This window comes from Kribbella sp. NPDC051936 (genome assembly GCF_040680955.1).
Lineage (GTDB): Bacteria > Actinomycetota > Actinomycetes > Propionibacteriales > Kribbellaceae > Kribbella.
In genome coordinates this window covers 313094-334397 of sequence record NZ_JBFAXS010000002.1, presented here as the reverse complement: position 1 = coordinate 334397, position 21304 = coordinate 313094, and the positions used below count along the sequence as shown (strand labels likewise).

The window sequence follows — 21304 nt, the reverse complement described above, 5'->3', positions numbered from 1 at the left end:
AGGATCCAGGACCACCTCGCGATACACCGCAGTTGCTCGGCGGCGCCGGCGGATAGTGTCGGGCGGACAGCGATTTCCGGGATGGTGGATGACGTGTACGCCTGTGTGGTGCATGCCGCGGGAGACCTGCGGGTCGAGGAGCGGCCGGCCGTCGAGCCCGGCGCGGGACAGGTCGCGGTGCGGATCGAGTACGGCGGGATCTGCGGATCGGACCTGCACTACTACCACGACGGCGGCGTCGGGAACTTCCGGATCCGCGAACCGCTGGTGCTCGGGCACGAGGTGGTCGGCCGGATCAGCGGAGGCGATCTCCAAGCCGGTACGCCGGTGGGGATCCACCCGGCGACACCGTGCGGTGCGTGCCCGGAATGCGCTCGGGACCGCCGGAACATCTGCGCCTCCAGCAGCTACCTGGGCAGCGCGGCCCGCGATCCGCACATCCAAGGCGGGTTCGTCCAGGAGCTGATCGTCCGGGCCGACCAGGTGCGGGTGCTGCCCGCCGAGCTCGCGCTGCGCACCGCCGTACTCGCGGAGCCGTTGTCGGTCGCGATCCACGCTGTGCGACAGGCCGGCGAGGGAGCCGTGGACGGGAAGCGGACGCTCGTCACCGGCGCGGGGCCGATCGGTCTGCTGGTGGCCGCGGCGCTGCGCCAGGCCGGAGCGGTCGAGGTCGTCGTGACCGATCTGCACGAAGCCCCGCTGGCGCTGGCGTCCCAAGTAGGCGCGACGCAGACGATCCAGGCCGATACGACGGACTGGCCGGACGAGATCGACGTCGCGATCGAGGCATCGGGTACGGCGGGCGGCCTGCGGACCTGTCTGGAACGGGTACGCCGCGGCGGAACCGTCGTCCAGGTCGGCTCGTTGCCGGGCGGGGACACCGCGTTCGCCGGGAGCCTGCTGATGACCCGCGAGCTGACGCTGACCGGCGCGTTCCGGTTCGACCACGAGTTCGACACCGCGATCGCGCTGCTCGCCGACGGGCTGTACGTCGACCCGATCGTCACGCACGCGTTCCCGCTCGACCAGGCGCGCGCCGCGTTCGATCTCGCGAGCGACCGGACGGTCGCGTCGAAGGTGCTGCTCGACCTCAGCGGCGATACACGGCGCTGAGGTTGCCGTCGGGGTCGACCGACTCCAGGATCGCCCCGGTGATCGCGGCGAGCTGGGAGATCTGCTCCGGCGTGAGTACGTCGATGACGTGCTGCCGGACTGTCTCCACATGGCCGGGCGCGGTCGCCTTGATCTTCTTCCAGCCGGGCGCGGTCAGCCGCGCGTTGGTGGCCCGGGCGTCCTCCGGGCACGGGAACCGCTCGACCAGGCCACGGTCCTCCAGGCGCTTCACCACATGTGACAGCCGGGGGAGCGTGGCGTTGGTCCGCTGGGCGAGCGCGGTCATCCGCAGCGTCCGTTTCGGCGCCTCGGACAGCATCGCCATCACGTAGTACTCGTAGTGGGTCAGCTCCGCGTCCCGGCGCAGCTGCGAGTCGAGAACGCCGGGCAGCAGCTCGAGTACGGCGGCCAGCCGCACCCACGCGGTCATCTCGGTGTCGTCCAGCCATCGGGTGCTCACGACCTCATCCTAATGGTTGTAGCTACAACCATCATGCGCTATCGTGATAGTTGAAGGTACAACCAAAAGGAGCGAGAGCATGACGCACGTCAGCATCATCGGCAGCGGGAACATGGGACAGGCGATCGCGGCGGTCGTCGCCAAGGGCGGCAACACCGTCGAGCTGTTCAACTCCACCGACAAGGACAAGCCGGTCACCGGTGAGGTCGTGATCCTCGCGACGCCGTACCCGGCCTTCGACCAGGTGCTCGCCGACCGCGCCGAGCAGTTGGCCGGCAAGGTCGTCGTCGACATCAGCAACCCGCTGAACTTCGAGACCTTCGACTCGCTGGTGGTCCCGGCGGACGGCTCCGCGGCGGCCGAACTGGCCGCGAAGCTCCCGGACTCCACGGTGCTGAAGGCCTTCAACACGAACTTCGCCGCCACGGTCGCGACCGGGAAGGCCGGCGAGGCGCCGGCGACCGTCCTGATTGCCGGCGACGACTCGGACGCCAAGGCCTTGCTCGCCGGCATCGTCTCGGCCGGTGGCCTGCAGACGGTCGACGCCGGTGCGCTCAAGCGCGCCCGTGAGCTCGAGGCCGCCGGCTTCCTGCAGCTCACCCTAGCCGTCGGTGAGAAGGTCGCCTGGACCGGCGGCCTGGCGCTCGTCTAACGCAGCAGGGCCAGGCGGACGCCGAGCCCGATGAAGATGCCGCCCGTCGCGGTGTCGATCCGGCGCCGGGCGGTACGGCGGGTGCGCAGCCAGCCCCCGATCCGCCCGGCCAGCAGGCCGACCGTCCCGTCGACGAGGAACTCCAGGACGATCAGGATCGCGCCGAGCACCGCGAACTGCAGCCACACGTGCCCGTGCGCCGGCACCACGAACTGCGGCAGGAACGCGATGGTGAACGTGACCATCTTCGGGTTCAGCAGATTCGTGGTCAGCCCGGCGAGGTACGCCTTCCGCCCGGACATCGCTGCCTGACCGGCCGGCGCCTCGTCGACGGCATCGTTGCGGTGCCGGATCATCTGGACACCCAGATAGACCAGGTACGCCGCGCCGACGATCCGCACCGTCGTGAACGCGACCGGCACCGCGGCGAACAAGGCGGCCAGCCCGGCGGCCGCGACCGCGACGTGCACCGCCTCACTCGTCGCCACACCGGCTGTCGCCAGCAGACCGGCCCGCGGGCCGCTGCGCATACCGCAGCCGAGGATGAACAACATGTCGGGTCCCGGCGTGATCATCGCGATCGTCGTGGTCAGCAGGAACGCGAGCAGGAGGTGCTGGTCGATCGGCATGTCCCGATCGTCGCATGTGGCACTGACCACATGCTGGCAAACGCTTACCGGTGAGACGGGATCTCTGCGACACTGGGTGCTCATGGATGCGGCTCGGGTGATCAACGACAACGGTGCTTGGTGCTGGTTCCAGGACGAGCGGGCGGTGGTGGATCCGGACGCCGGCGTGCTGGTCGCCGGATCGATCGCGGCGCCCGAGGGCCCCGGCGGCGACGGCCGGGCGGGCAACGTCGAGCTGACCGTGGTGGACCTGCGGTCCGGCGCCACCGACATCGTCGTCCTGCACGAGCGGTTCGAGGCCGACGACCACGACGTACCGGCGTTGTGGCGGCGCCGCGACGGGCGCTGGCTGGCCGTGTACACCAAGCACAAGACCGACGACCTGACCCGGTGGCGGATCAGCGAGCCGGGTGACCCGCGCACGTGGGGCCCGGAGCAGACCTTCGACTGGAGCGAGTTCACCGGCGGCCGCGGCGTCACGTACTCGAACCTGCACGAGCTCGACGGCCGCCTCTACTGCTTCGCGCGAGCCGTCAACGACGACCCGTGTGCGCTGGTGTCCGACGACGAGGGCGACACCTGGGCGTACGCCGGGAAGCTCTTCACCCGCCCCAAGGTCGGCTACGTCAACGGCTACACGCGGTACGTCTCCACGCCGGCCCGCATCGACCTGATCACGACGGATCACCACCCGCGCGACTACAACAACTCGATCTACCACGGCTACCTGGAAGCCGGCGCGCTGCACCGGGCGGACGGGACCGTCGTGGATCCGCACGCGCTCGACGCCGACGCGCCGTCACAGGTGGAGCTGACCACGCTCCTCGCCGCGGACTCGGTCTGGGACGGCGAGCCGATGACGCACTGCTGGACGGTCGACATCCGCCGTGTCGGCGACGAGGTCGCGGCGATCCTGCTCGCCCGGCACGACACGCCGGAGAAGCCGGAGGACGCGTTCGCCCGGGAGTACCCGGTGCCGGACCACCGCTTCTTCTACGCGCGCCTCACCGAAGGCGCCTGGCAGGTCCGCCGGCTGGCCAAGGCCGGCCACGGCCTGCTCGTGCACGAGAACGACTACACAGGCCTGGTCGCGATCGACCCGTACGACCTGGACTCGCTCTACGCCTCGACGCCGATCGACCCGCGCGACGGCAGCGCGCTGAAGCACCACGAGATCTTCCACGGCCGGACGACCGATGCCGGGGCCACCTGGACCTGGACGCCGGTGACCGAGAACTCGACCGGCGACAACCTCCGCCCGATCGTCGCCCCCGGCGACCCCGGCCGGGTCCCGCTGCTCTGGTTCCGCGGCCACATGACCGCGTCGCAGCACTACGACTGCGAGGTCGTCCTGCTCGACCGCCTCAGGTGACGATCGCGTAGTCGCGGATCTTGCGGTAGATGGTCGCCCGCGACATGCCGAGCGCGGTCGCGGCGGCCGCCTTGTCGCCCTGGTGGGCGGCGAGCGCGTCGACGATCGCGTCCCGTTCGAGCGCTTCGATCCGGGTCAGGTGCCGGCGCGTGGTCGCCCGGCACTCGGCGGGCAGGCCGTCGAGCTCCACGACACCCGACCGGCGGCGCCGTGCCACCTCGGCGAGGACCGTCCGCAGATGGGTCACGTTGCCCGGCCACGGCAGCCGCATCAACTGGCTGATCGCTGCCGGGGAAAGCGTCACCCCGGCGACCCCGGTGCGCGCGAGCAGGTGCGGCACGAGCGCCTGGACGTCGTCGAGGTGATGCCGCAACGGCGGTACGGCGACCGTGCGCGGGAAGAACCGCAGTAGCTGGGTGTCGAGCTCGTCCTGCGCACCGGACTGACCGGTGGCGACGGTCAGCGCGATCCACGGCTCCTCGGCGAGGCTGTCGCGGACGCCCTGCAGAACGTCGACCAGGGCGTGGATGGCGTCGGTGGACAGCAGGTGCGCGTGCCGCAGTACCAGGTCCGAGCCCGACTCGAGTTCGCTCGCGACGGCGGTGACGAGTGCGGGATCGTCCGCGTCGACGATCGCCAGCCGGTTGCCGGACCTGGAGTAGTTGTGCACCGCCCGCAGCAGCGTCAGCTTGCCGGTGCCCGGCTCACCTTCGGCGACGATCCACTCCGCCCGGCTCGCGGACTCCAGGACCTCCTGGGTGGTGCGGCGCCACAGGGCGCTGCTGCCGACCACGCCGGGCAGCGACGGCACCCGGGCCGGACCACCGGCGTTCCGGAGCCCGGCCCGTTGCTCGCGGACCTGGACGATTCCGCCGGCCAGCCGGTGGCCGAGGAACGTCGGGTGGTAGGCGAGCCGCGCGGTGATCCCGCTCGGCAGGTCGGCCAGGAACGTGCGCGGCCTGGTCCCGCCGCGGGCGTCCCGGGTGCGGTCGATGAGCGCGGCCTGGTCGGCGGAGTCGAAGTGCGCCTGGGCGTGCGCGTTGATCATGAAGACCTCGTCGCCGAGCGCGATGACCGATCCGCCGGTGTGCCGGCAGGCCGCGTAGTAGTCGCTCAGCAGGGCCTGGTCGAGTGCGTTCGCCTCTTCGACGATGCGCTCCTGGATCCGCCGGGCGGCGAGTTTCGCGAACGACAGCAGCACCGCGTTCGAATTCTGGGCCTGGGTGGTGATGTCGAGGACGCCGAGCTGGCCGCCGGTCACCGGGTGCGTGATCGGTGCGCCCGCGCAGGCGAAACGCCGCAGTACACCGCTGTAATGGTCGGGACCGAGCACCAGGATCGGGCCGCCGACCTCGAGGGCGGTGCCGATCCCGTTGGTGCCGACCTCGGACTCGGCATAGGTGAAACCGGGGCACAGGTCGACCGAGTCGAGCTTGCGGATCAGCCCCGGATCGCCGCCGCGACGGTCCAGGACGATGCCCTTGGCATCGGTGAGGATGATGCAGACCGGCTCGTTGGTGAGCTCCGAGGCCAGCGCGTCGATGACCGGCCGGGCGGCCCGGGTGAGCGTGGTGTCCACGTCGATCCCCGCGAAGTACGCCGGTGAGGGCTGGTCGGCGTCGACCAGCGACGCCTCGGAGCGCTGCCAGGACAACAGGATCGAGTCGCGGACCGATCGGCTGGACGGCATCTCCCACCTCCTGCATCGACGGGTCAGGCCAGCGAACACCCCTCAAGGTAGTTCCGCAACCGTGTGACCGGTATCTCACATTGAGACAGCAGCGGCTACGCCCGCCCGCTTTCATTCCTGCCAACAGCCCGACCCCTGGAGGCAGGCACATGAGCAGGCAGAGTCTCACCAAGGCCCACGCGAAGATCACCGAGCTTTCGTGGGAGCCGACCTTCGCGACCCCGGCGACCCGGTTCGGCACCGACTACACGTTCGAGAAGGCGCCGAAGAAGGACCCGCTGAAGCAGATCATGCGGTCGTACTTCCCGATGGAGGAGGAGAAGGACAACCGCGTGTACGGCGCCATGGACGGCGCCATCCGCGGCAACATGTTCCGCCAGGTCCAGCAGCGCTGGCTGGAGTGGCAGAAGCTGTTCCTGAGCATCATCCCGTTCCCGGAGATCTCGGCGGCGCGGGCGATGCCGATGGCGATCGACGCCGTACCGAACCCGGAGATCCACAACGGGCTCGCGGTCCAGATGATCGACGAGGTCCGGCACTCGACGATCCAGATGAACCTCAAGCGGCTCTACATGAACAACTACATCGACCCGGCCGGTTTCGACATGACCGAGAAGGCGTTCGCGAACAACTACGCGGGCACCATCGGCCGGCAGTTCGGCGAGGGGTTCATCACCGGTGACGCGATCACCGCCGCGAACATCTACCTGACCGTGGTCGCCGAGACCGCGTTCACCAACACGCTGTTCGTCGCGATGCCCGACGAGGCGGCCGCGAACGGCGACTACCTGCTGCCGACGGTGTTCCACTCGGTGCAGTCCGACGAGTCGCGGCACATCAGCAACGGGTACTCGATCCTGCTGATGGCGCTGGCCGACGAACGCAACCGCCCGCTGCTCGAGCGCGACCTGCGCTACGCGTGGTGGAACAACCACTGTGTCGTGGACGCGGCCATCGGCACGTTCATCGAGTACGGCACGAAGGACCGGCGCAAGGATCGTGAGAGCTATGCGGAGATGTGGCGCCGCTGGATCTACGACGACTACTACCGCAGCTACCTGCTGCCGCTGGAGAAGTACGGCCTCACGATTCCGCACGATCTGGTCGAGGAGGCGTGGAACCGGATCACCAACAAGGGCTACGTGCACGAGGTGGCCCGGTTCTTCGCCACCGGCTGGCCGGTGAACTACTGGCGGATCGACACGATGACGGACACGGACTTCGCGTGGTTCGAGGACAAGTATCCCGGCTGGTACTCGAAGTACGGCAAGTGGTGGGAGAACTACAACCGGCTGGCCTACCCGGGCCGGAACAAGCCGATCGCCTTCGAGGACGTCGGCTACCAGTACCCGCACCGCTGCTGGACCTGCATGGTGCCGGCGCTGATCCGCGAGGACATAGTGGTCGAGAAGGTCGACGACCAGTGGCGGACGTACTGCTCGGAGACCTGCTACTGGACCGACGCGGTCGCGTTCCGCAGCGAGTACGACGGCCGGCCGACGCCGAACATGGGCCGGCTGACCGGGTTCCGCGAGTGGGAGACCCTGCACCACGGCAAGGACCTGGCCGACATCGTCTCCGACCTCGGGTACGTCCGTGACGACGGCAAGACCCTGATCGGGCAGCCGCACCTCGACCTGGACCCGCAGAAGATGTGGACCCTCGACGACGTCCGCGGCAACACCTTCAACAGCCCGAACGTGCTGCTGAACGAGATGTCCGACGCCGACCGCGAGGCGCACGTCGCGGCGTACCGCGCGAGCTGAGGTGGTCCGGGTGGCCGACAAACATCGTATCCAGTTCGAACCGGTCGGCATCGAGATGGAGGTCGACGAGGACGAGAAGATCCTCGACGCCGCGTTCCGGCAGGGCATCCACCTGATGCACGGCTGCCGCGAGGGACAGTGCTCGGCGTGCAAGTCGTACCTGCTCGAGGGCGACATCCAGATGGAGCGCTACTCGACGTTCGCCTGCAACGACGCCGAAGTCGCGGAAGGCTACGTGCTGCTCTGCAAGTCCCATGCGTTCAGCGACTGCACGATCGAGCTGCTGAACTTCGACGAGGACGAGTTGCTCGGCGGCATTCCGATCCGCACCGTGACGAGTATGGTCACGGCGATCGAGCCGGTCACCCGGGACATCGTGTCGCTGCGGCTGAAGCCCGCCGAGGAGTTCGACTTCAAGCCCGGGCAGTACGTCGACCTCACCATCCCCGGCACCGACGAGCACCGGTCGTTCTCGATGGCAACGACGCCGGCGGGTGAGATCGAGTTCCTGATCAAGAAGTACCCCGGCGGCCGGTTCTCCGGGCTGCTCGACGACGGCCTCGCGGCCGGCGACGAGCTGTCGATGACCGGGCCGTACGGCTCGTCGACGCTGAAGGACGGCCACGTGCTGCCGGTCGTCTGTATCGCCGGCGGTGCCGGGATGGCGCCGATCCTGTCCATCCTGCGGCACCTCGGCGAGACCGGCAGCACCCGGCCGGTCCGGTTCTACTACGGCGCCCGGACGGCGGCCGACCTCTTCTACCTGGACGCGATCCGCGACCTCGGGGCGACGCTGACCGATTTCGAGTTCGTGCCCTGCCTGTCGGAGTCGCCCGAGGGCGAGTACGAGGTCGGCAACGTCACCGACGTCGTCGAGCGCCGGGAGCCGCAGCTGAGCAGGTGCGAGGCGTACCTGTGCGGCCCGCCGCCGATGGTCGACGCCGCGCTCGCCCTGCTCGACAACCACGCCGTCCCGAAGGACCAGGTCTTCTACGACAAGTTCACCAGCCCAGCTACCGATGGAGTCTGAGATGACACAGACCAAGCCCCGCAGTTTCCCCAGGATCGAGTTCACCGACTCCGAGGCCGGCGCGCTGGAGTTCCCCAGCTCGACCAGCCGCAGCTACAACTACTACAAGCCGGCCAAGCTGCGCGCGACGATGTACGAGGACGTCACCGTCGACGTCCAGCCGGATCCCGACCGGCACCTGACGCAGGGCTGGATCTACGGCTTCGGCGACGGCCCGGGCGGCTACCCGAAGGAGTGGACGGCCGCGAAGTCGTCGAACTGGCACGCCTTCCTCGACCCGAACGAGGAGTGGAACCAGACCATCTACCGGAACAACTCCGCGGTCGTCCGGCAGGTCGACCTGTGCCTGCAGAACGCCAAGCGGGCCAGGGCGTACGACAGCTGGAACCCGGCCTGGCTGAAGTTCATCGAGCGCAACCTGGGCGCCTGGATGCACGCCGAGAACGGGCTCGCGCTGCACGTCTTCACCAGCATCCAGCGGTCCGGTCCGACGAACATGATCAACACCGCGGTCGCGGTCAACGCGGCGCACAAGATGCGGTTCGCGCAGGACCTCGCGCTGTTCAACCTCGACCTCGCCGAGGCCGACGTACCGTTCGACGGGTCCGCGCACCAGGAGGTCTGGAAGTCGGCGCCGGAGTGGCAGCCGACCCGCGAGGTGGTCGAGCGGCTGACCGCCGTCGGTGACTGGTGCCAGCTGCTGTTCGCCACCAACATCGTGTTCGAGCAGCTGGTCGGCTCGCTGTTCCGGACCGAGCTGGTGATGCAGATCGCCGCCCGCAACGGCGACTACATCACGCCGACCATCGTCGGCACCGGCGAGCACGACTACGACCGCGACCTCGGCTACACCCGCGGCCTGTTCCGGCTGCTGACCCGCGACGCCGAGTACGGCGAGGCCAACAAGGCACTGTTCGGCGAATGGCTCGCGACCTGGGTGCCGCGCTGCCTCGACGCCGCGCACGCGCTACAGCCGATCTGGTCGCAGCCGGCCGACAAGTCGGTCACGTTCGCGGTCAGCCTGGACGCGGCCAAGCAGAAGTTCCGTTCCCTGCTCGAGGACCTCGGGCTCGACGTTCCGAAGGAGCTGGACCAGTGAGCATGCAGTTCGGATCTGACACCGAGTTCTCCAACAAGTGCGGTGTGACCCTGATGAACACGCCGATCGGCCGGGTCGTGGCCCGGGTGATGGGCACCAAGGACGGCGTCGAGCTGACCGAGTACCCGTCGATGATCCGCGTCGACGGCACCGGCGTCCTGGACTTCGACTACGCCGAGCTGACCGACGCGCTCGGGTCGGAGTTCGACGGGTCGGTGTTCGAGGAGATCAGCTCGACGCACTACGGGCGGATGGTCCACCTCGACGAGCGGACGCTGCTGTTCGCGAGCCCGGAGGACGCCGCGGAGTACATCGGCTTCGACCTCACCGCCCACTAGGAGGGCACGCATGTACGACAAGGACGGCGAGAAGTACTTCGTGGTCGACGCGCACATCGCCCTGTGGGACGGGCGGGCGTCGAACCACAAGAACATCCACGGCAAGCAGTTCATCGACTGCTTCTACGACTACCACAAGAACCTCAGCCCGGAAGAGGTCCTGTGGGACTACGACACCTACACGTACTACGGCGGCCAGCGGCTGATGAAGGACCTGTTCGACGACGGCTACGTCGACCACGCGATCTTCCAGCCGGCGATCCTCGGTGAGTTCTATCGCAACGGGTTCGGGCAGACCGAGGAGGCGTTCGGGCTGGCGCAGGAGCATCCGGACAAGCTGACGTACAACCACGCCTACGATCCGCGCAACGGGGAAGCGGGCCTGGAGCAACTCCGCCGGGACGCGGAGCGGATGAACCTGAAGGGCGTCAAGCTCTACACCGCCGAGTGGCACGGCGACTCGCGCGGCTACAAGCTCGACGACCCGTGGTCGCGGCGGTACCTCGAGGAGTGTCTCGAGCTCGGGATCCACAACATCCACATCCACAAGGGCCCCACGATCCGCCCGCTGGACCGGGACGCGTTCGACGTCGCGGACATCGACAAGGTCGCGACCGACTACCTCGACCTGAACTTCGTCGTCGAGCACGTCGGCCTGCCGCGGCTCGAGGACTTCTGCTGGATCGCCACCCAGGAGTCCAACGTGTACGGCGGTCTCGCGGTCGCGATGCCGTTCATCCACACCCGGCCGAAGTACTTCGCCCAGATCATCGGGGAGCTGCTCTACTGGCTCGGCGAGGACAAGATCTTCTTCTCCAGCGACTACGCCCTGTGGACGCCGAAGTGGCTGGTCGAGAAGTTCGTCGACTTCCAGATCCCCGAGGAGCTGACCGAGTACGCGCCGATCACCACGGCGCAGAAGAAGAAGATCCTCGGCCTGAACGCCGCGGCGATGTACGACCTCGACGTACCGGCCGAGTTGCGGCTGCCGACCGAGGCCGGCGAAGCCTCCGTCGAGGTGGCTGCGGGCGCGCGGCCATGATCGCGATCGCCACGTCCGCCACGTCCGCCACCTCACTGTCCGACAGGGTGCTGGCGGCCCTGTCGGCGGTGACGGATCCGGAGCTGGACGAGCCGATCACCGAGCTCGGCTTCGTCCGCTCGATCCGGATCGAGAACGCGTGCGTCACCGTGCACCTGCGGCTGCCGACGTCGTTCTGCTCGCCGAACTTCGCCTACCTGATGGCGTCCGACGCACTGGACGCGCTCCGGAAGGTGGAGCGGATCGGGCAGGTGGTCGTCCGGCTGGACGACCACCACGACTCGGACAAGATCAACGCCGGCCTGGCCGCGGACGCCGGGTACGTCGGAACGTTCGGCGTCGAGGCCGAGGAGAGCCTCGACGAACTGCGGGAGATCTTCCACCGCAAGGCGCACACCGCGGCGATGGAACGGTGCGCCGAGCAACTTCTGCGGACCACCGACGTGACCGTGGACGATCTCCACCGCGTCACGCTCGCAGACGTGCCCGCAGGGCCGCACAAGGAGGCGTTGCTGCGCCGCCGGGTCGCGGTCGGGCTCGGCGTACGGCCTGCGGATCCGCTGGTGGTGTCCGAGGACGGGCAGTCGCTGGCTCCCGAGGACGTCCCGCTCCGGCTGCGGTTCGCGAAGTCGGTGCGGATCTCGATGGAGGGCAACGCGCACTTCTGTCGTGGACTGTTGGCTACGAGATACGGGAGCACAGCATGAGAGCGGTCCGGGTGGTCGGCTATCACACAGGTCTGCAACTGGACGACGTACCGGAGCCGAAGGTCGAGGGGCCGCTCGACGTGATCGTGCGGATCGGCGGAGCCGGGGTGTGCCGGACCGACCTGCACATCCTCGAAGGACAGTGGGCCGAGAAGTCCGGCGTGGTGCTGCCCTACACGATCGGGCACGAGAACGCCGGCTGGGTGCACGCGACCGGCGACGCGGTCACGAACGTGAAGCCCGGCGACAAGGTGATCCTGCATCCGCTGGTCACCTGCGGGCTGTGCCGTGCGTGCCGGTTCGGCGACGACGTGCACTGCGAGAACAGCCGGTTCCCGGGGATCGACACCGACGGCGGATACGCCGAGTACCTGAAGACGACCGCCCGCAGTGTGGTGCGGATCGACGACAGTCTCGAACCGGCCGACGTCGCGGCGCTCGCGGACGCGGGGCTGACGGCGTACCACGCGGTGCGCAAGGCCGCGCGGGCGCTGCACCCGGGCGACGTGTGCGTGCTGATCGGCGCCGGCGGGCTGGGGCACATCGGGATCCAGGTGCTGAAGGCGATCTCGGCGGCGACGCTGGTCGTCGTCGACCGCAACCCCGCCGCGGTCGAGCTCGCGGTCTCGATCGGCGCCGACCACGGGATCGTTGCCGACGGCACCCAGGTGCGGCAGGTCCTGGAGCTGACCGGCGGCCGCGGCGCCGAGGCGGTGGTGGACTTCGTCGGCGAGGGTGGGGCGACCGCGGAAGGTGTGGCGATGCTGCGCCGGGCGGGTAACTACTACGTCGTCGGCTACGGCGAGGACCTCGTCGTACCGACGATCGACGTCATCTCGACCGAGATCAACTTCGTCGGGAACCTGGTCGGCTCCTACACCGATCTGCAGGAGCTGATGCTTCTCGCCGCGCAGGGCAAGGTCACCCTGCACACCAGCAAGTACCCGCTCACCGACTTCCAGCAGGCGATCGACGACCTCGACCGCGGACTGGTCCGCGGCCGGGCGATTCTCATCCCATAACCCGAAGGGCGGCCCGACCATGGCCAAGGAACTGCGGTTCGACGAAGAAGCACGACGGCTGCTCGAGGCCGGGGTGAACACCCTGGCCGACGCGGTGAAGGTGACGCTGGGACCGAAGGGACGCAACGCCGTCCTGGAGAAGCTGACCGGGCCGCCGACGATCACCAACGACGGGGTGACGATCGCCCGGGAGATCCAGCTGCGCGAACCGTTCGCGAACATGGGCGCCCAGCTGGTGAAGGAAGTCGCGATGAAGACCAACGGCGTGGTCGGCGACGGGACGACGACCGCGACGGTGCTCGCCCAGGCCATGGTCCGCGAGGGCCTGCGGGCCGTCGACGCCGGCGCCAACCCGATGCGGGTCCGCCGCGGCATCGAGCAGACCGTACCGGTGGTGGTGGCGACGCTGCGGGCCTGGGCGGCCGAGGTCGGCGGCGGGCAGGACCTGCGGCACATCGCGACCATGGCCGCCGGTGACGACGAGTCGATCGGCGAGGTGATCGCGGCGGCGGTCGAGCGGGTCGGGCGCAACGGCGTCGTCACCACGGAGGAGTCCGACGAGCTCGGGATGTCGGTCGAGGTGGTCGACGGGATCGAGTTCGACCACGGCTACACCTCGGCGTACATGGTCACCGACAAGGAGCGGATGGAGGCCGTCCACGAGCGCCCGCTGGTCCTGCTCACCAACCGCAAGATCAGCCAGGTGCAGGACATCATGCCGACGGTCGAGGTGGCCAAGCGCGCGGACCGGCCGCTGGTCGTGCTCGCCGAGGACGTCACCGGGCCGGCGCTGCAGTTCCTGGTCGGCGGGAACATGCACGGCACGATGCAGTCGGTCGTGGTCCGGGCCCCCGGCTTCGGGCACCGGCGGATCGCCGAGCTGGAAGACCTCGCGGTGGCGCTCGGCGGGCACGTGATCGCGCAGGACACCGGGCTCGAGCTAGCCGAGGTGGCGTTGGACCACCTCGGCACCTGTGACCGGATCACGATCAGCGAGGCCAGTACGACGATCGTCGGCGGGCACGGTGACCCGGCGCTCGTCGAGGCACGGCTGCGGCAGCTCGAGACCCAGTTCGAGCGGGCTCGGATCGACGCCGACCGGGACAGCCTGCAGCTCCGGATGGCGCGGCTGTCCGGGCGGGTGGCCGTGATCCGGGTCGGCGGCGCGACGAGCGTCGAGCTGAAGGAGCGGATGCTGCGGGTCGAGGACTCGCTGGCCGCCACCCGGGCGGCGGTCGAGGAGGGCGTGGTGGCCGGCGGCGGTACGGCGCTCGTCCAGGCGCAGGAGGCGGTGTCGCGCGTCGAGCTCACCGGCGACGACGCGATCGGCCGCGAGGTCGTCCGGCGCGCGCTGCCCGAGCCGCTGCGGTGGATCGCGATCAACGCCGGGTACGACGGCGACGAGGTCGTCGCGAAGGTGGCGAGCCTGCCGCTGGGCCACGGGTTCAACGCGCTGACCGGGCACTACGACGACATGTTCGACGAAGGCGTGATGGACCCGCTGAAGGTGACCCGCGCGGCCCTGGAGAGCGCGGCGTCGATCGCGGCGCTGCTGATCACGACCGAGACCGCGGTGGTCGAGGAGGTCCTCGGCAACCCCGGCGCGATCCTGGCCCCGGGCTTCGGCGACCTGGCCGAGGGCATGGTCCGGCCCTCGAACATCTACTGAGATGACCAGGTGAGATGAACGGGTCCGAGCCCGCGGCGGCCGCGGTCGGGTCCGGGCGGATCGCCCCGACCCGCCGGCAGCTGGCCGCCGCGGCTCGGACCTTCGGGCTGCTGTCGCCGCCCGTGCGGTTGCATCTGGTGTGGTTCGCGGCCAACGGCGAGTACGACGTGGGCACGCTGGCGGAGCGTGCCGGCGTGAGCGTCGCGACCGCGAGCCAGCATCTCGGCAAGCTCCGGATCGCCGGCCTGATCACGGTCCGCCGGGCGGGGCGGCGGCACATCTACACCGTCGACGACCCGCACGTCGTCGCGCTGGTCGACCAGATCTTCGACCACATCGCCCCGGACGGCGGGTTCGCCTAGATAGTAACGAGCGGTACCATCTTGCCCATGACGGTTCCGGTCCGGCGGTTGTGGGTGGCGGTGCTGTGCGGGTATCTCGCGTTCGGGGCGGCGCTGCAGGTGCTGCCGTCGTACGTGCCGGACAGGTACGGCGGCGGCGCGCCGGCCAGTGGGACCGCGATCGGGATCGCGTTTCTCGCCACGGCGTGCGGGCGGCCGTTCGCGGGCCGGCTGGCTGATGCGGGGTGGTCGCGGCCGGTCGTGCTCGCCGGGGGAGTGCTCGCGGCGATTGGTGGCCTGGGGCAACTGTGGGCGCCCGGGCTGGGAGTGCTGCTGGTCGCGCGGCTGGTGATGGGGGCGGGGGAGGCGGCGCTGTTCTCGGCCGCGTTGCCGTGGGTGTTGTCTGGTGTGCGATCGGCGCAGCGCGGCAGGTTGGCGGGTTGGTTCGGGCTGTCGATGTGGGGCGGCCTCGCCGCCGGCCCGCTCGTCGGATCTGCTGCGGGTGGTGCGGTCTGGTGGGTGGTGGTGGCGTTGTCGCTCGTATCCGTGGGGCTCGTGCTGACGACTCGCCGGGACCCAGGGCTGCGCGAGCCGTTGGTGCGGCTCCGGGGTTCGGTGCCGCCCGGAGTTCCGTTGCCGGGGGTGGCGATCGGGCTGGCCGCCTACTGCTACGGGACGGTGGCTGCACTGCTCGTGCTGCGGTTGCGAGCCGATCACCTCGAGGTCGACGGCGTCGCGCTGGCGGTGTTCGCGGCGGCGTTCCTGGTCGTCCGGTTCGCCGGCAGTCCGCTCGTCGACCGGTACGGCGGGCGCGTCGTGGCCGTCTCGACGATCTCGGTGGAAGTCGTGGCGCTGGCCGGGATCGCGTCGGCGAGAGGACCTGCCGGCGCGCTCGTGTTCATCGCGGCAGCCGGGGCCGGGTTGGCGTTGATCTACCCGGCCTGTGCGTCGATGACGTTGGATCGTGTGCGTGGGCTGCGGCCCGGCGTGTCGATGGGGGTGATGACGTCGTTCTGGGATCTCGGGGTGATGGTCGCGGGTCCGCTCGGCGGGCTCGTCGCCGAGCGGGCCGGGTTCCGCGCGGCCTTCCTGGTGGCCGCCGGTGCGGGACTCGCGTGCGTCGCCGTACTGCTCAGAATGCCGCGTCCAGCAGGATCTCGACGATGACGCGCGCCTCGGTGCCCAGCCCGGGGTCCTGGTCGACCGCGCTGATCAGCGTCGCACCTTCCAGGACGACGACCAGCTGCCGCGCGGTCACCTCGGGGTTGCGCGCGCCGGTCAGCAGACGTTCGAACAGCTGCCGGTAGAACCTGAGATGGTCCTGCGCGAGCCGTCGCGGCGCCCCGTCCTGCCCGCGATCCTCCGTCGCCGCGTTCATCATCGCGCACCCGCGGAACCCGGCCTCGGCGTACCAGGTCGCGATCAGCTCGAACACCGCCAGGATCTGCTCACGACCGGCCGGCGCCGCGTCGACCGCCTCGTTGTGCCAGGCGCGGACCCGCTGCGTACGGTCGGTCAGGACGGCCTCGACCAGCCCTTCCTTGGAGCCGAAGTTCTTGTAGATCGTCAGCTTGGACGCGCCGGCCGCCTCGACGATCTCGTTCATCCCGGCCGCGTGGATCCCGCGCCGGCCGAACACCTCCGCGGCCGCCTTCAGGATCCGCGCGCGGGTCGCCTCAGGATCAAGCCGTTCCCCAGCCTTCACCGGCATCGTGCCACCACCTCCACGACCTCCACCTCCACCACCTCCACCGCCACCCTACCGAGCTGGACCAAGATAAGAACGATCGGTACTATCGTTCGTCATGTGGGAACAAGTAGCTGAGGCGTTCGCGCGGAACTTCACCGAGCGCGGCGAGGTGGGTGCGGCGTTCGCGGTGTACCACCGGGGCGAACTGGTGGTGGACCTCTGGGACGGGACGGCTGATCCCGGCACGGGCAGGGCCTGGGATCGCGACACGATCCACTTGATGTTCTCCGGGACCAAGGGGCCCACGACCGCGTGCGTTCTCCTGCTGGTGCAGGGCGGACAGCTCCGGCTGGACGATCCGCTCAGCCGCTACTGGCCCGCATTCGGTGCCCAGGGCAAGGAATCGATCACGATCGCCGACGTGCTGTCCCATCAGGCGCGGTTGCCGTGGGTGGACGCCGGGTACGCCGATCTGCTCGACCACGACGCGATGGTGGCCCACCTGGCCGTTCAGGCCCCGGCGGCGGACGCTCGTGCCGGATTCGTCTATCACCCGGTCACTTGGGGCTGGTTGCTGGACGAGCTGGTGCGACGGGTGGACGGGCGGACCGTCGGCCGGTTCTTCGCGGACGAGTTCGCGGGGCCGCTCGGCCTCGAGGTGTGGATCGGACTGCCCGAGGACCTGCACCGGCGCGCCGCGACGATGGTGGCACCGGACGGCATCCTCGTCGACGGGCCGTGGACCGAGCTGAACCGGCCGAATCCGCTGTGGATCCCGGGCGCGGAGAAGATCTGGAACAGCGCCGAGTACCGCAGTGCGGGACTGGCGGCGGTCGGCGGCTACGCGACGGCTCGCGGGATGGCCCGGTTCTACGCGTCGCTGATCGGCGATGTCGACGGCTCCCGCGTCCTGACCCAGGAGACCGTCGAGCTGGGGCGCCGCGAGCTCCGCCGCGGCCTCGAACCCAATTGGGGCAGCCCGATGAGGTATGGCGCCGGCTTCGAGCTGCAGACCGGCGACGGCCGGATGGGCGACGCGCCCGACGCGTTCGGTCACGCGGGAGCCGGCGGCTCGCGGCACGGCGCCTGGCCGCACCGCGAGATCGCCTTCTCCTACCTGATGAACGAGGTCCGCGTCGGCCCCGACGACCGCCCGCTCACCCTTCTCGAAGCACTCAGCCGAGGTAGTCGCGCCACGGGCCGGTGATGGCCAGGGTGATGCCCGGCGTCTGGATGTTGACGAAGAGCACCTTGCCGTCCTGAGAGAAGGTCGGGCCGGTGAACTCGGAGTCGTTCAGCATGTTCCGGGCGATGGCGTACGTCGGGCCGCCCGGCGTCGCGCTCAGCACGTGGCTGCTGGCGTTGCCGTCCTCGGCCAGCACCAGCGAGCCCCACGGCGTGACGGTGACGTTGTCCGGGCTGTCGAAGTTGTAGTCGTCGTACTTCGCCTCGGCGCCCTTGTCGGCGGCGGCGTTGTCCGGGAAGTACGTGACCAGCTGGATGGTCTCGGCGACGTAGTTGTAGAACCAGACCATGCCGTCGTGCGGGACCGCGTCGGCGGGCAGGTCGGCCGTGCCGGACTCGGCGTAGGAGTTCACGACGTACACGCCCTGTTCGGTGCCGTAGACGCCCTCGAACTTCTTGCCGCGCGTGATCTGGCCGTCGGTGAACTGCTTGCGCACCGAGGTCGTCGCGCCGTCGCGGTCCGGCACCGGCACCCAGGCGACCCGGAACGGGCGCAGCAGCTGCGCCGAGGTCAGGTATGCGACGTCCGGGATCGGCTTGCCGTCGTCACCGAGGATGGCGAGCGCCTCCAGGGTGCCGAAGTCCTTGTTCTGCAGGTCCTTCCAGCTGTTCGGGCCGAGCTTGTAGCCGCGCGGCGCGGACCAGCGGTAGAAGGTGCCGTTCGGGCCGGAGGCGTCCTCGGACAGGTAGATGTGGGTCCGGTCCTCGTCGATCGCGAGCGCCTCGTGGGCGTACCGGCCGAGGGCCTTCAGCGGCACCGGGTGCGCGGTCTTGCCGTCGCCCCAGACCTCGAAGACGTACCCGTGGTCCTTCAGCCGGGTGGTGCCGTTGGCCTTGTTCTCGGTCTCCTCGCACGTCATCCAGGTGCCCCACGGCGTCGGGCCGCCGGCACAGTTGGTCAGGGTGCCGGAGATGCCGACCCACTCGCCGCGGTTGCTGCCGTCGCGGTCGACGCTGATCACCGTGCAGCCGCCGGCCGCGCCGACGCCGCTGTCGTAGACGGTGCCCGGGATCTGCGGTACGCCGAGGGCGCTGTCGGCGCTGATCTCGTGGTTCTGGATCAGCAGGTACTTGTTCCCGGTGCTGAACACCGCGGTGCCGTCGTGCGCGTTCGGCGTCGCCTGGCCGCTGGCGAGCTTGGTCTCGCCGGCCTGGGTGACGATCTTGTACTTGAACCCGGGCGGCAGCGCCAGGATGCCCTTCGGGTCGTCCAGCAGCGGCGGGAACGGCTTGTGCTGGGGGAACGGCGAACGGTCGCCGTGCGAAGCCGGCGCGGCCTCCGCGAGCGTCGGCACGGCGCCGACGGTGGTGAACCCGACCCCGGCGGCACCGGCGGCGGCGCCCCGGAGGACGGAACGACGATCGACTGACATGGGTTTGACTCCTTGGAAAGGCGGTTCCCGAGCAGTCGAGATCCTTCACGCCGTGGACTGACACCTGGCAAACAGAACTTGAACAAACGATCTGCAACGAATCGCGCCGGCCGGACGTCTACTGTGGGAGGTGATGGTGATGCGCAGCGTGACGAGGGTGGCGGGCAGGACGACGGGCATGACGACCGGCATGGTCGCCGTAGCCGTGCTTCTGGTTGCATGTGGCAATGAAGCCCCGACAGGAGGACAACCGTCGATGACGCCGAGCAGCAGTAGCAGCAGTTCCGGACCCGCGAGCCCGGGTGGCGGGGTGGCCGACCAGGCGAAGGCCGACCTCGTGAAGCGGCTCGGTGTCGACGCCGCCGCCGTCACCGTGGTCAGCTCCGAGGACGTGACCTGGCCGGACGGCAGCCTCGGCTGCCCGGAGCCGGGGATGCACTACACCCAGGCCTTGGTGCCCGGGAACCGGACCGTGCTGGAGGCCGGCGGGAAGCAGTACCACTACCACTCGGGCGGCCACCGGGCGCCGTTCCTTTGTGAGCAGCCGCAGCCGCCGGCTCGTTGAAAACTTTCCTGGTTGAGCGGTGTATCAACCCGCACCGAGGGTGACTCCGCAGAAGTGGGGGCAAGCCCTCGGGCCGTCGCAGGGGGGAGGACGGGACGAGGGTGCAGAGGGGGATGCTGACGCGGTGCGGTGGTTCGGTTGGTCAGGCCGGAGGTCCGCACCGCGTCGGCGTGTGAACGGGCCGCCGGTCAGGGCGAGCCGAGGGACGCGAGCGCGTCCCCGGCGTGCAGAACGGGCCCGACGCCCGGCTCGGGCTGGGTCAGCGCGAACGCCAGCAGCGCGTCGGACGCCTGCTTCGCGCTCTCACCGGTGACCGACATCCGGCCGGCGATCAGGCCGGCCACGAGCGGCGTCGCGAACGACGTACCGCTCCAGCGGGCCATGCCCTGGAACGAGCGCAGCTGGCCGGTGTTCGGCGGTTCAGTGCACTCGTAGTCGCCGGTCAGGAACGCGTTCACCAGGTGCTCGCCCGGTGCGTAGACGTCGACCCAGCCGCCGAAGTTGCTGAACGACGCCCGGTCCCGCCCGTTCTCGGCGAGCGCGCCGACGCCGACGACCTCCGGGAACGCGGCCGGCCAGAAGTAGTCCCTGGACGACTCGTTGCCGGCCGCGGCGACCAGCGTGAGGCCGTTGACGCGGTCCAGCCGGGTCCGGACGAACACGTCCAGGCCGAGCGCCGGCAGGTCGAAGCGAGTCCGGGTCCCGGCCGACAGGCTGATGATGTCCGGCGCCAGGTCGAGCACCTCGTCCAGCGCCTGCGCGAGATCGAACTCCCACATCGCGCCCGCGCTGGTGAAGTAGCTCTTCACCACGACCTCGACGTTCCGCGCGATCGCCCGCAGGACGCCGGCGATGAAGGTCCCGTGCCCGGCGTACGGCCGGATCCGCCCGGAGCCGTCGAACGCGTTCTCCGGATCGCCGGTCACCCCGGCCAGCCAGTACGCGGCCGGCGCGTCGGACCAGCCGACGTCGAGGACGACGACCTTGACGCCGCGACCGTCCGCGGCGCCCGCGGTCAGGAACGGGGTCGGCAGCACCGGGTCCGGCGGGATCCCGGGCGGCACTTCCTCCGGCTCGGTCGCCGGGCACGGGCTGACGCTCGGCGTCACGTAGAACAGGTGCTCCGGTGTCACCACGCCGCGGCCGAGCCGCAGGTCGGCGTACTTCAGGAACCGCTGCGTCGGCGACCGGTCCTCGGGCGCGTCCGGCGGCACCTCCTCCGGGAGCAGCAGCCGCGTGACACCGCCGATCCCGCCCTCGTCGGGCCGGCCGCCCCGGAACAGTTCGACCACCCGCTGAACGTCCTCGTCGCGGACCAGGACCACCCCGGTCCGGTAGAGGTAGTCGGCCCCCTCCGGCCGTTTCTCCCAGTCCTCGGGATGGACCGCGACCTCGCGCCCGAACGCCTCCAGAATCAGCTCGATCTGAGAGATGTATTTTCTCTCACTCGTTTGATCCGCCATTTCCTTCCTTCCCCCAGATGCATGAATGATCGATATGA

The 21304-nt window shown here is 69.6% G+C and carries 21 protein-coding genes; 15 read left to right on the top strand and 6 right to left on the bottom strand.

The annotated features are described in order from the left end of the window. The first annotated feature begins 81 nt into the window (after positions 1-81). A complete protein-coding gene (locus tag AB0L64_RS07210; protein ID WP_363708687.1) occupies positions 82-1113 on the top strand; it encodes an L-idonate 5-dehydrogenase in 1032 nt (343 codons plus the stop codon). Here AB0L64_RS07210 and AB0L64_RS07205 read toward each other — a convergent pair. Then, entirely contained in the window at positions 1091-1573 is a 483-nt protein-coding gene (locus AB0L64_RS07205) for a MarR family transcriptional regulator (RefSeq protein ID WP_363708685.1), read from the bottom strand. The genes AB0L64_RS07210 and AB0L64_RS07205 overlap by 23 nt on opposite strands. Before the next feature lie 79 nt (positions 1574-1652). Here AB0L64_RS07205 and AB0L64_RS07200 point away from each other — a divergent pair, with 79 nt between their 5' ends. Further along, positions 1653-2225: an NADPH-dependent F420 reductase gene (locus tag AB0L64_RS07200; protein WP_363708683.1), complete on the top strand. Its 573-nt coding sequence runs from the start codon at positions 1653-1655 to the stop codon at positions 2223-2225. Here AB0L64_RS07200 and AB0L64_RS07195 read toward each other — a convergent pair. Then, the gene (locus tag AB0L64_RS07195; protein ID WP_363708681.1) at positions 2222-2854 is read right to left on the bottom strand and encodes a LysE family translocator; all 633 of its coding nucleotides are present in this window, start codon (positions 2852-2854) and stop codon (positions 2222-2224) included. The two genes, AB0L64_RS07200 and AB0L64_RS07195, sit on opposite strands and share 4 nt — an antisense overlap. Before the next feature lie 82 nt (positions 2855-2936). On the opposite strand from AB0L64_RS07195, the gene AB0L64_RS07190 reads away from it, so the two are divergent. Next, on the top strand, positions 2937-4226 hold the full coding sequence (locus AB0L64_RS07190; RefSeq protein WP_363708679.1) for a BNR-4 repeat-containing protein: 1290 nt from the start codon (positions 2937-2939) through the stop codon (positions 4224-4226). On the opposite strand, the gene AB0L64_RS07185 is transcribed toward AB0L64_RS07190, so the two are convergent. Then, positions 4219-5916: a helix-turn-helix domain-containing protein gene (locus AB0L64_RS07185; protein ID WP_363708677.1), complete on the bottom strand. Its 1698-nt coding sequence runs from the start codon at positions 5914-5916 to the stop codon at positions 4219-4221. The genes AB0L64_RS07190 and AB0L64_RS07185 overlap by 8 nt on opposite strands. Before the next feature lie 149 nt (positions 5917-6065). On the opposite strand from AB0L64_RS07185, the gene AB0L64_RS07180 reads away from it, so the two are divergent. From AB0L64_RS07180 to AB0L64_RS07135, 10 genes are read left to right on the top strand one after another with little or no spacing between them, the layout of a single operon-like run. Next, positions 6066-7682, top strand: a complete 1617-nt coding sequence (locus AB0L64_RS07180; RefSeq protein WP_363708675.1) for a hypothetical protein — start codon at positions 6066-6068, stop codon at positions 7680-7682. A 10-nt stretch (positions 7683-7692) separates the two neighbouring features. Beyond that, positions 7693-8712, top strand: coding sequence for a 2Fe-2S iron-sulfur cluster-binding protein (locus AB0L64_RS07175; RefSeq protein ID WP_359923979.1), 1020 nt, complete (start codon positions 7693-7695; stop codon positions 8710-8712). Position 8713: 1 nt separating this feature from the next. Continuing rightward, entirely contained in the window at positions 8714-9811 is a 1098-nt protein-coding gene (locus AB0L64_RS07170; protein ID WP_363708672.1) for an aromatic/alkene monooxygenase hydroxylase subunit beta, read from the top strand. A gap of 2 nt (positions 9812-9813) precedes the next feature. After that, complete coding sequence (gene mimD / locus AB0L64_RS07165) at positions 9814-10149, top strand: propane 2-monooxygenase effector subunit MimD (protein WP_363708670.1); 336 nt, start codon at positions 9814-9816, stop codon at positions 10147-10149. A gap of 10 nt (positions 10150-10159) precedes the next feature. Next, a complete protein-coding gene (locus tag AB0L64_RS07160; protein ID WP_363708668.1) occupies positions 10160-11191 on the top strand; it encodes an amidohydrolase family protein in 1032 nt (343 codons plus the stop codon). Further along, positions 11188-11898: an iron-sulfur cluster assembly protein gene (locus tag AB0L64_RS07155; protein ID WP_363708666.1), complete on the top strand. Its 711-nt coding sequence runs from the start codon at positions 11188-11190 to the stop codon at positions 11896-11898. The genes AB0L64_RS07160 and AB0L64_RS07155 overlap by 4 nt, the downstream gene beginning before the upstream one ends. Further along, positions 11895-12920 (top strand): NAD(P)-dependent alcohol dehydrogenase, encoded by a 1026-nt coding sequence (locus tag AB0L64_RS07150; protein WP_363708664.1) that lies wholly within the window; start codon positions 11895-11897, stop codon positions 12918-12920. Before AB0L64_RS07155 ends, AB0L64_RS07150 begins: the two co-directional genes overlap by 4 nt. Positions 12921-12939: 19 nt before the next feature. Next, positions 12940-14589 carry a chaperonin GroEL gene (gene groL, locus AB0L64_RS07145; RefSeq protein WP_363708662.1) on the top strand — a complete coding sequence of 550 codons (1650 nt, stop codon included), beginning with the start codon at positions 12940-12942 and terminating at the stop codon, positions 14587-14589. A gap of 14 nt (positions 14590-14603) precedes the next feature. After that, positions 14604-14951 (top strand): metalloregulator ArsR/SmtB family transcription factor, encoded by a 348-nt coding sequence (locus tag AB0L64_RS07140; protein WP_363708660.1) that lies wholly within the window; start codon positions 14604-14606, stop codon positions 14949-14951. A gap of 27 nt (positions 14952-14978) precedes the next feature. Then, complete coding sequence (locus AB0L64_RS07135) at positions 14979-16097, top strand: MFS transporter (protein ID WP_363708657.1); 1119 nt, start codon at positions 14979-14981, stop codon at positions 16095-16097. Here AB0L64_RS07135 and AB0L64_RS07130 read toward each other — a convergent pair. Next, on the bottom strand, positions 16063-16641 hold the full coding sequence (locus AB0L64_RS07130; RefSeq protein ID WP_363708655.1) for a TetR/AcrR family transcriptional regulator: 579 nt from the start codon (positions 16639-16641) through the stop codon (positions 16063-16065). The genes AB0L64_RS07135 and AB0L64_RS07130 overlap by 35 nt on opposite strands. Before the next feature lie 94 nt (positions 16642-16735). On the opposite strand from AB0L64_RS07130, the gene AB0L64_RS07125 reads away from it, so the two are divergent. Next, positions 16736-17827, top strand: a complete 1092-nt coding sequence (locus tag AB0L64_RS07125; protein ID WP_363708653.1) for a serine hydrolase domain-containing protein — start codon at positions 16736-16738, stop codon at positions 17825-17827. Here the strand turns inward: AB0L64_RS07125 and AB0L64_RS07120 are convergent. After that, the gene (locus AB0L64_RS07120) at positions 17796-19238 is read right to left on the bottom strand and encodes an alkaline phosphatase PhoX (RefSeq protein WP_363708651.1); all 1443 of its coding nucleotides are present in this window, start codon (positions 19236-19238) and stop codon (positions 17796-17798) included. The genes AB0L64_RS07125 and AB0L64_RS07120 overlap by 32 nt on opposite strands. A gap of 310 nt (positions 19239-19548) precedes the next feature. On the opposite strand from AB0L64_RS07120, the gene AB0L64_RS07115 reads away from it, so the two are divergent. Next, the gene (locus AB0L64_RS07115) at positions 19549-19803 is read left to right on the top strand and encodes a hypothetical protein (protein ID WP_363708649.1); all 255 of its coding nucleotides are present in this window, start codon (positions 19549-19551) and stop codon (positions 19801-19803) included. Positions 19804-19991: 188 nt separating this feature from the next. Here AB0L64_RS07115 and AB0L64_RS07110 read toward each other — a convergent pair whose 3' ends face one another. Then, positions 19992-21266: a S8 family serine peptidase gene (locus tag AB0L64_RS07110; RefSeq protein WP_363708647.1), complete on the bottom strand. Its 1275-nt coding sequence runs from the start codon at positions 21264-21266 to the stop codon at positions 19992-19994. Positions 21267-21304: the final 38 nt, after the last annotated feature.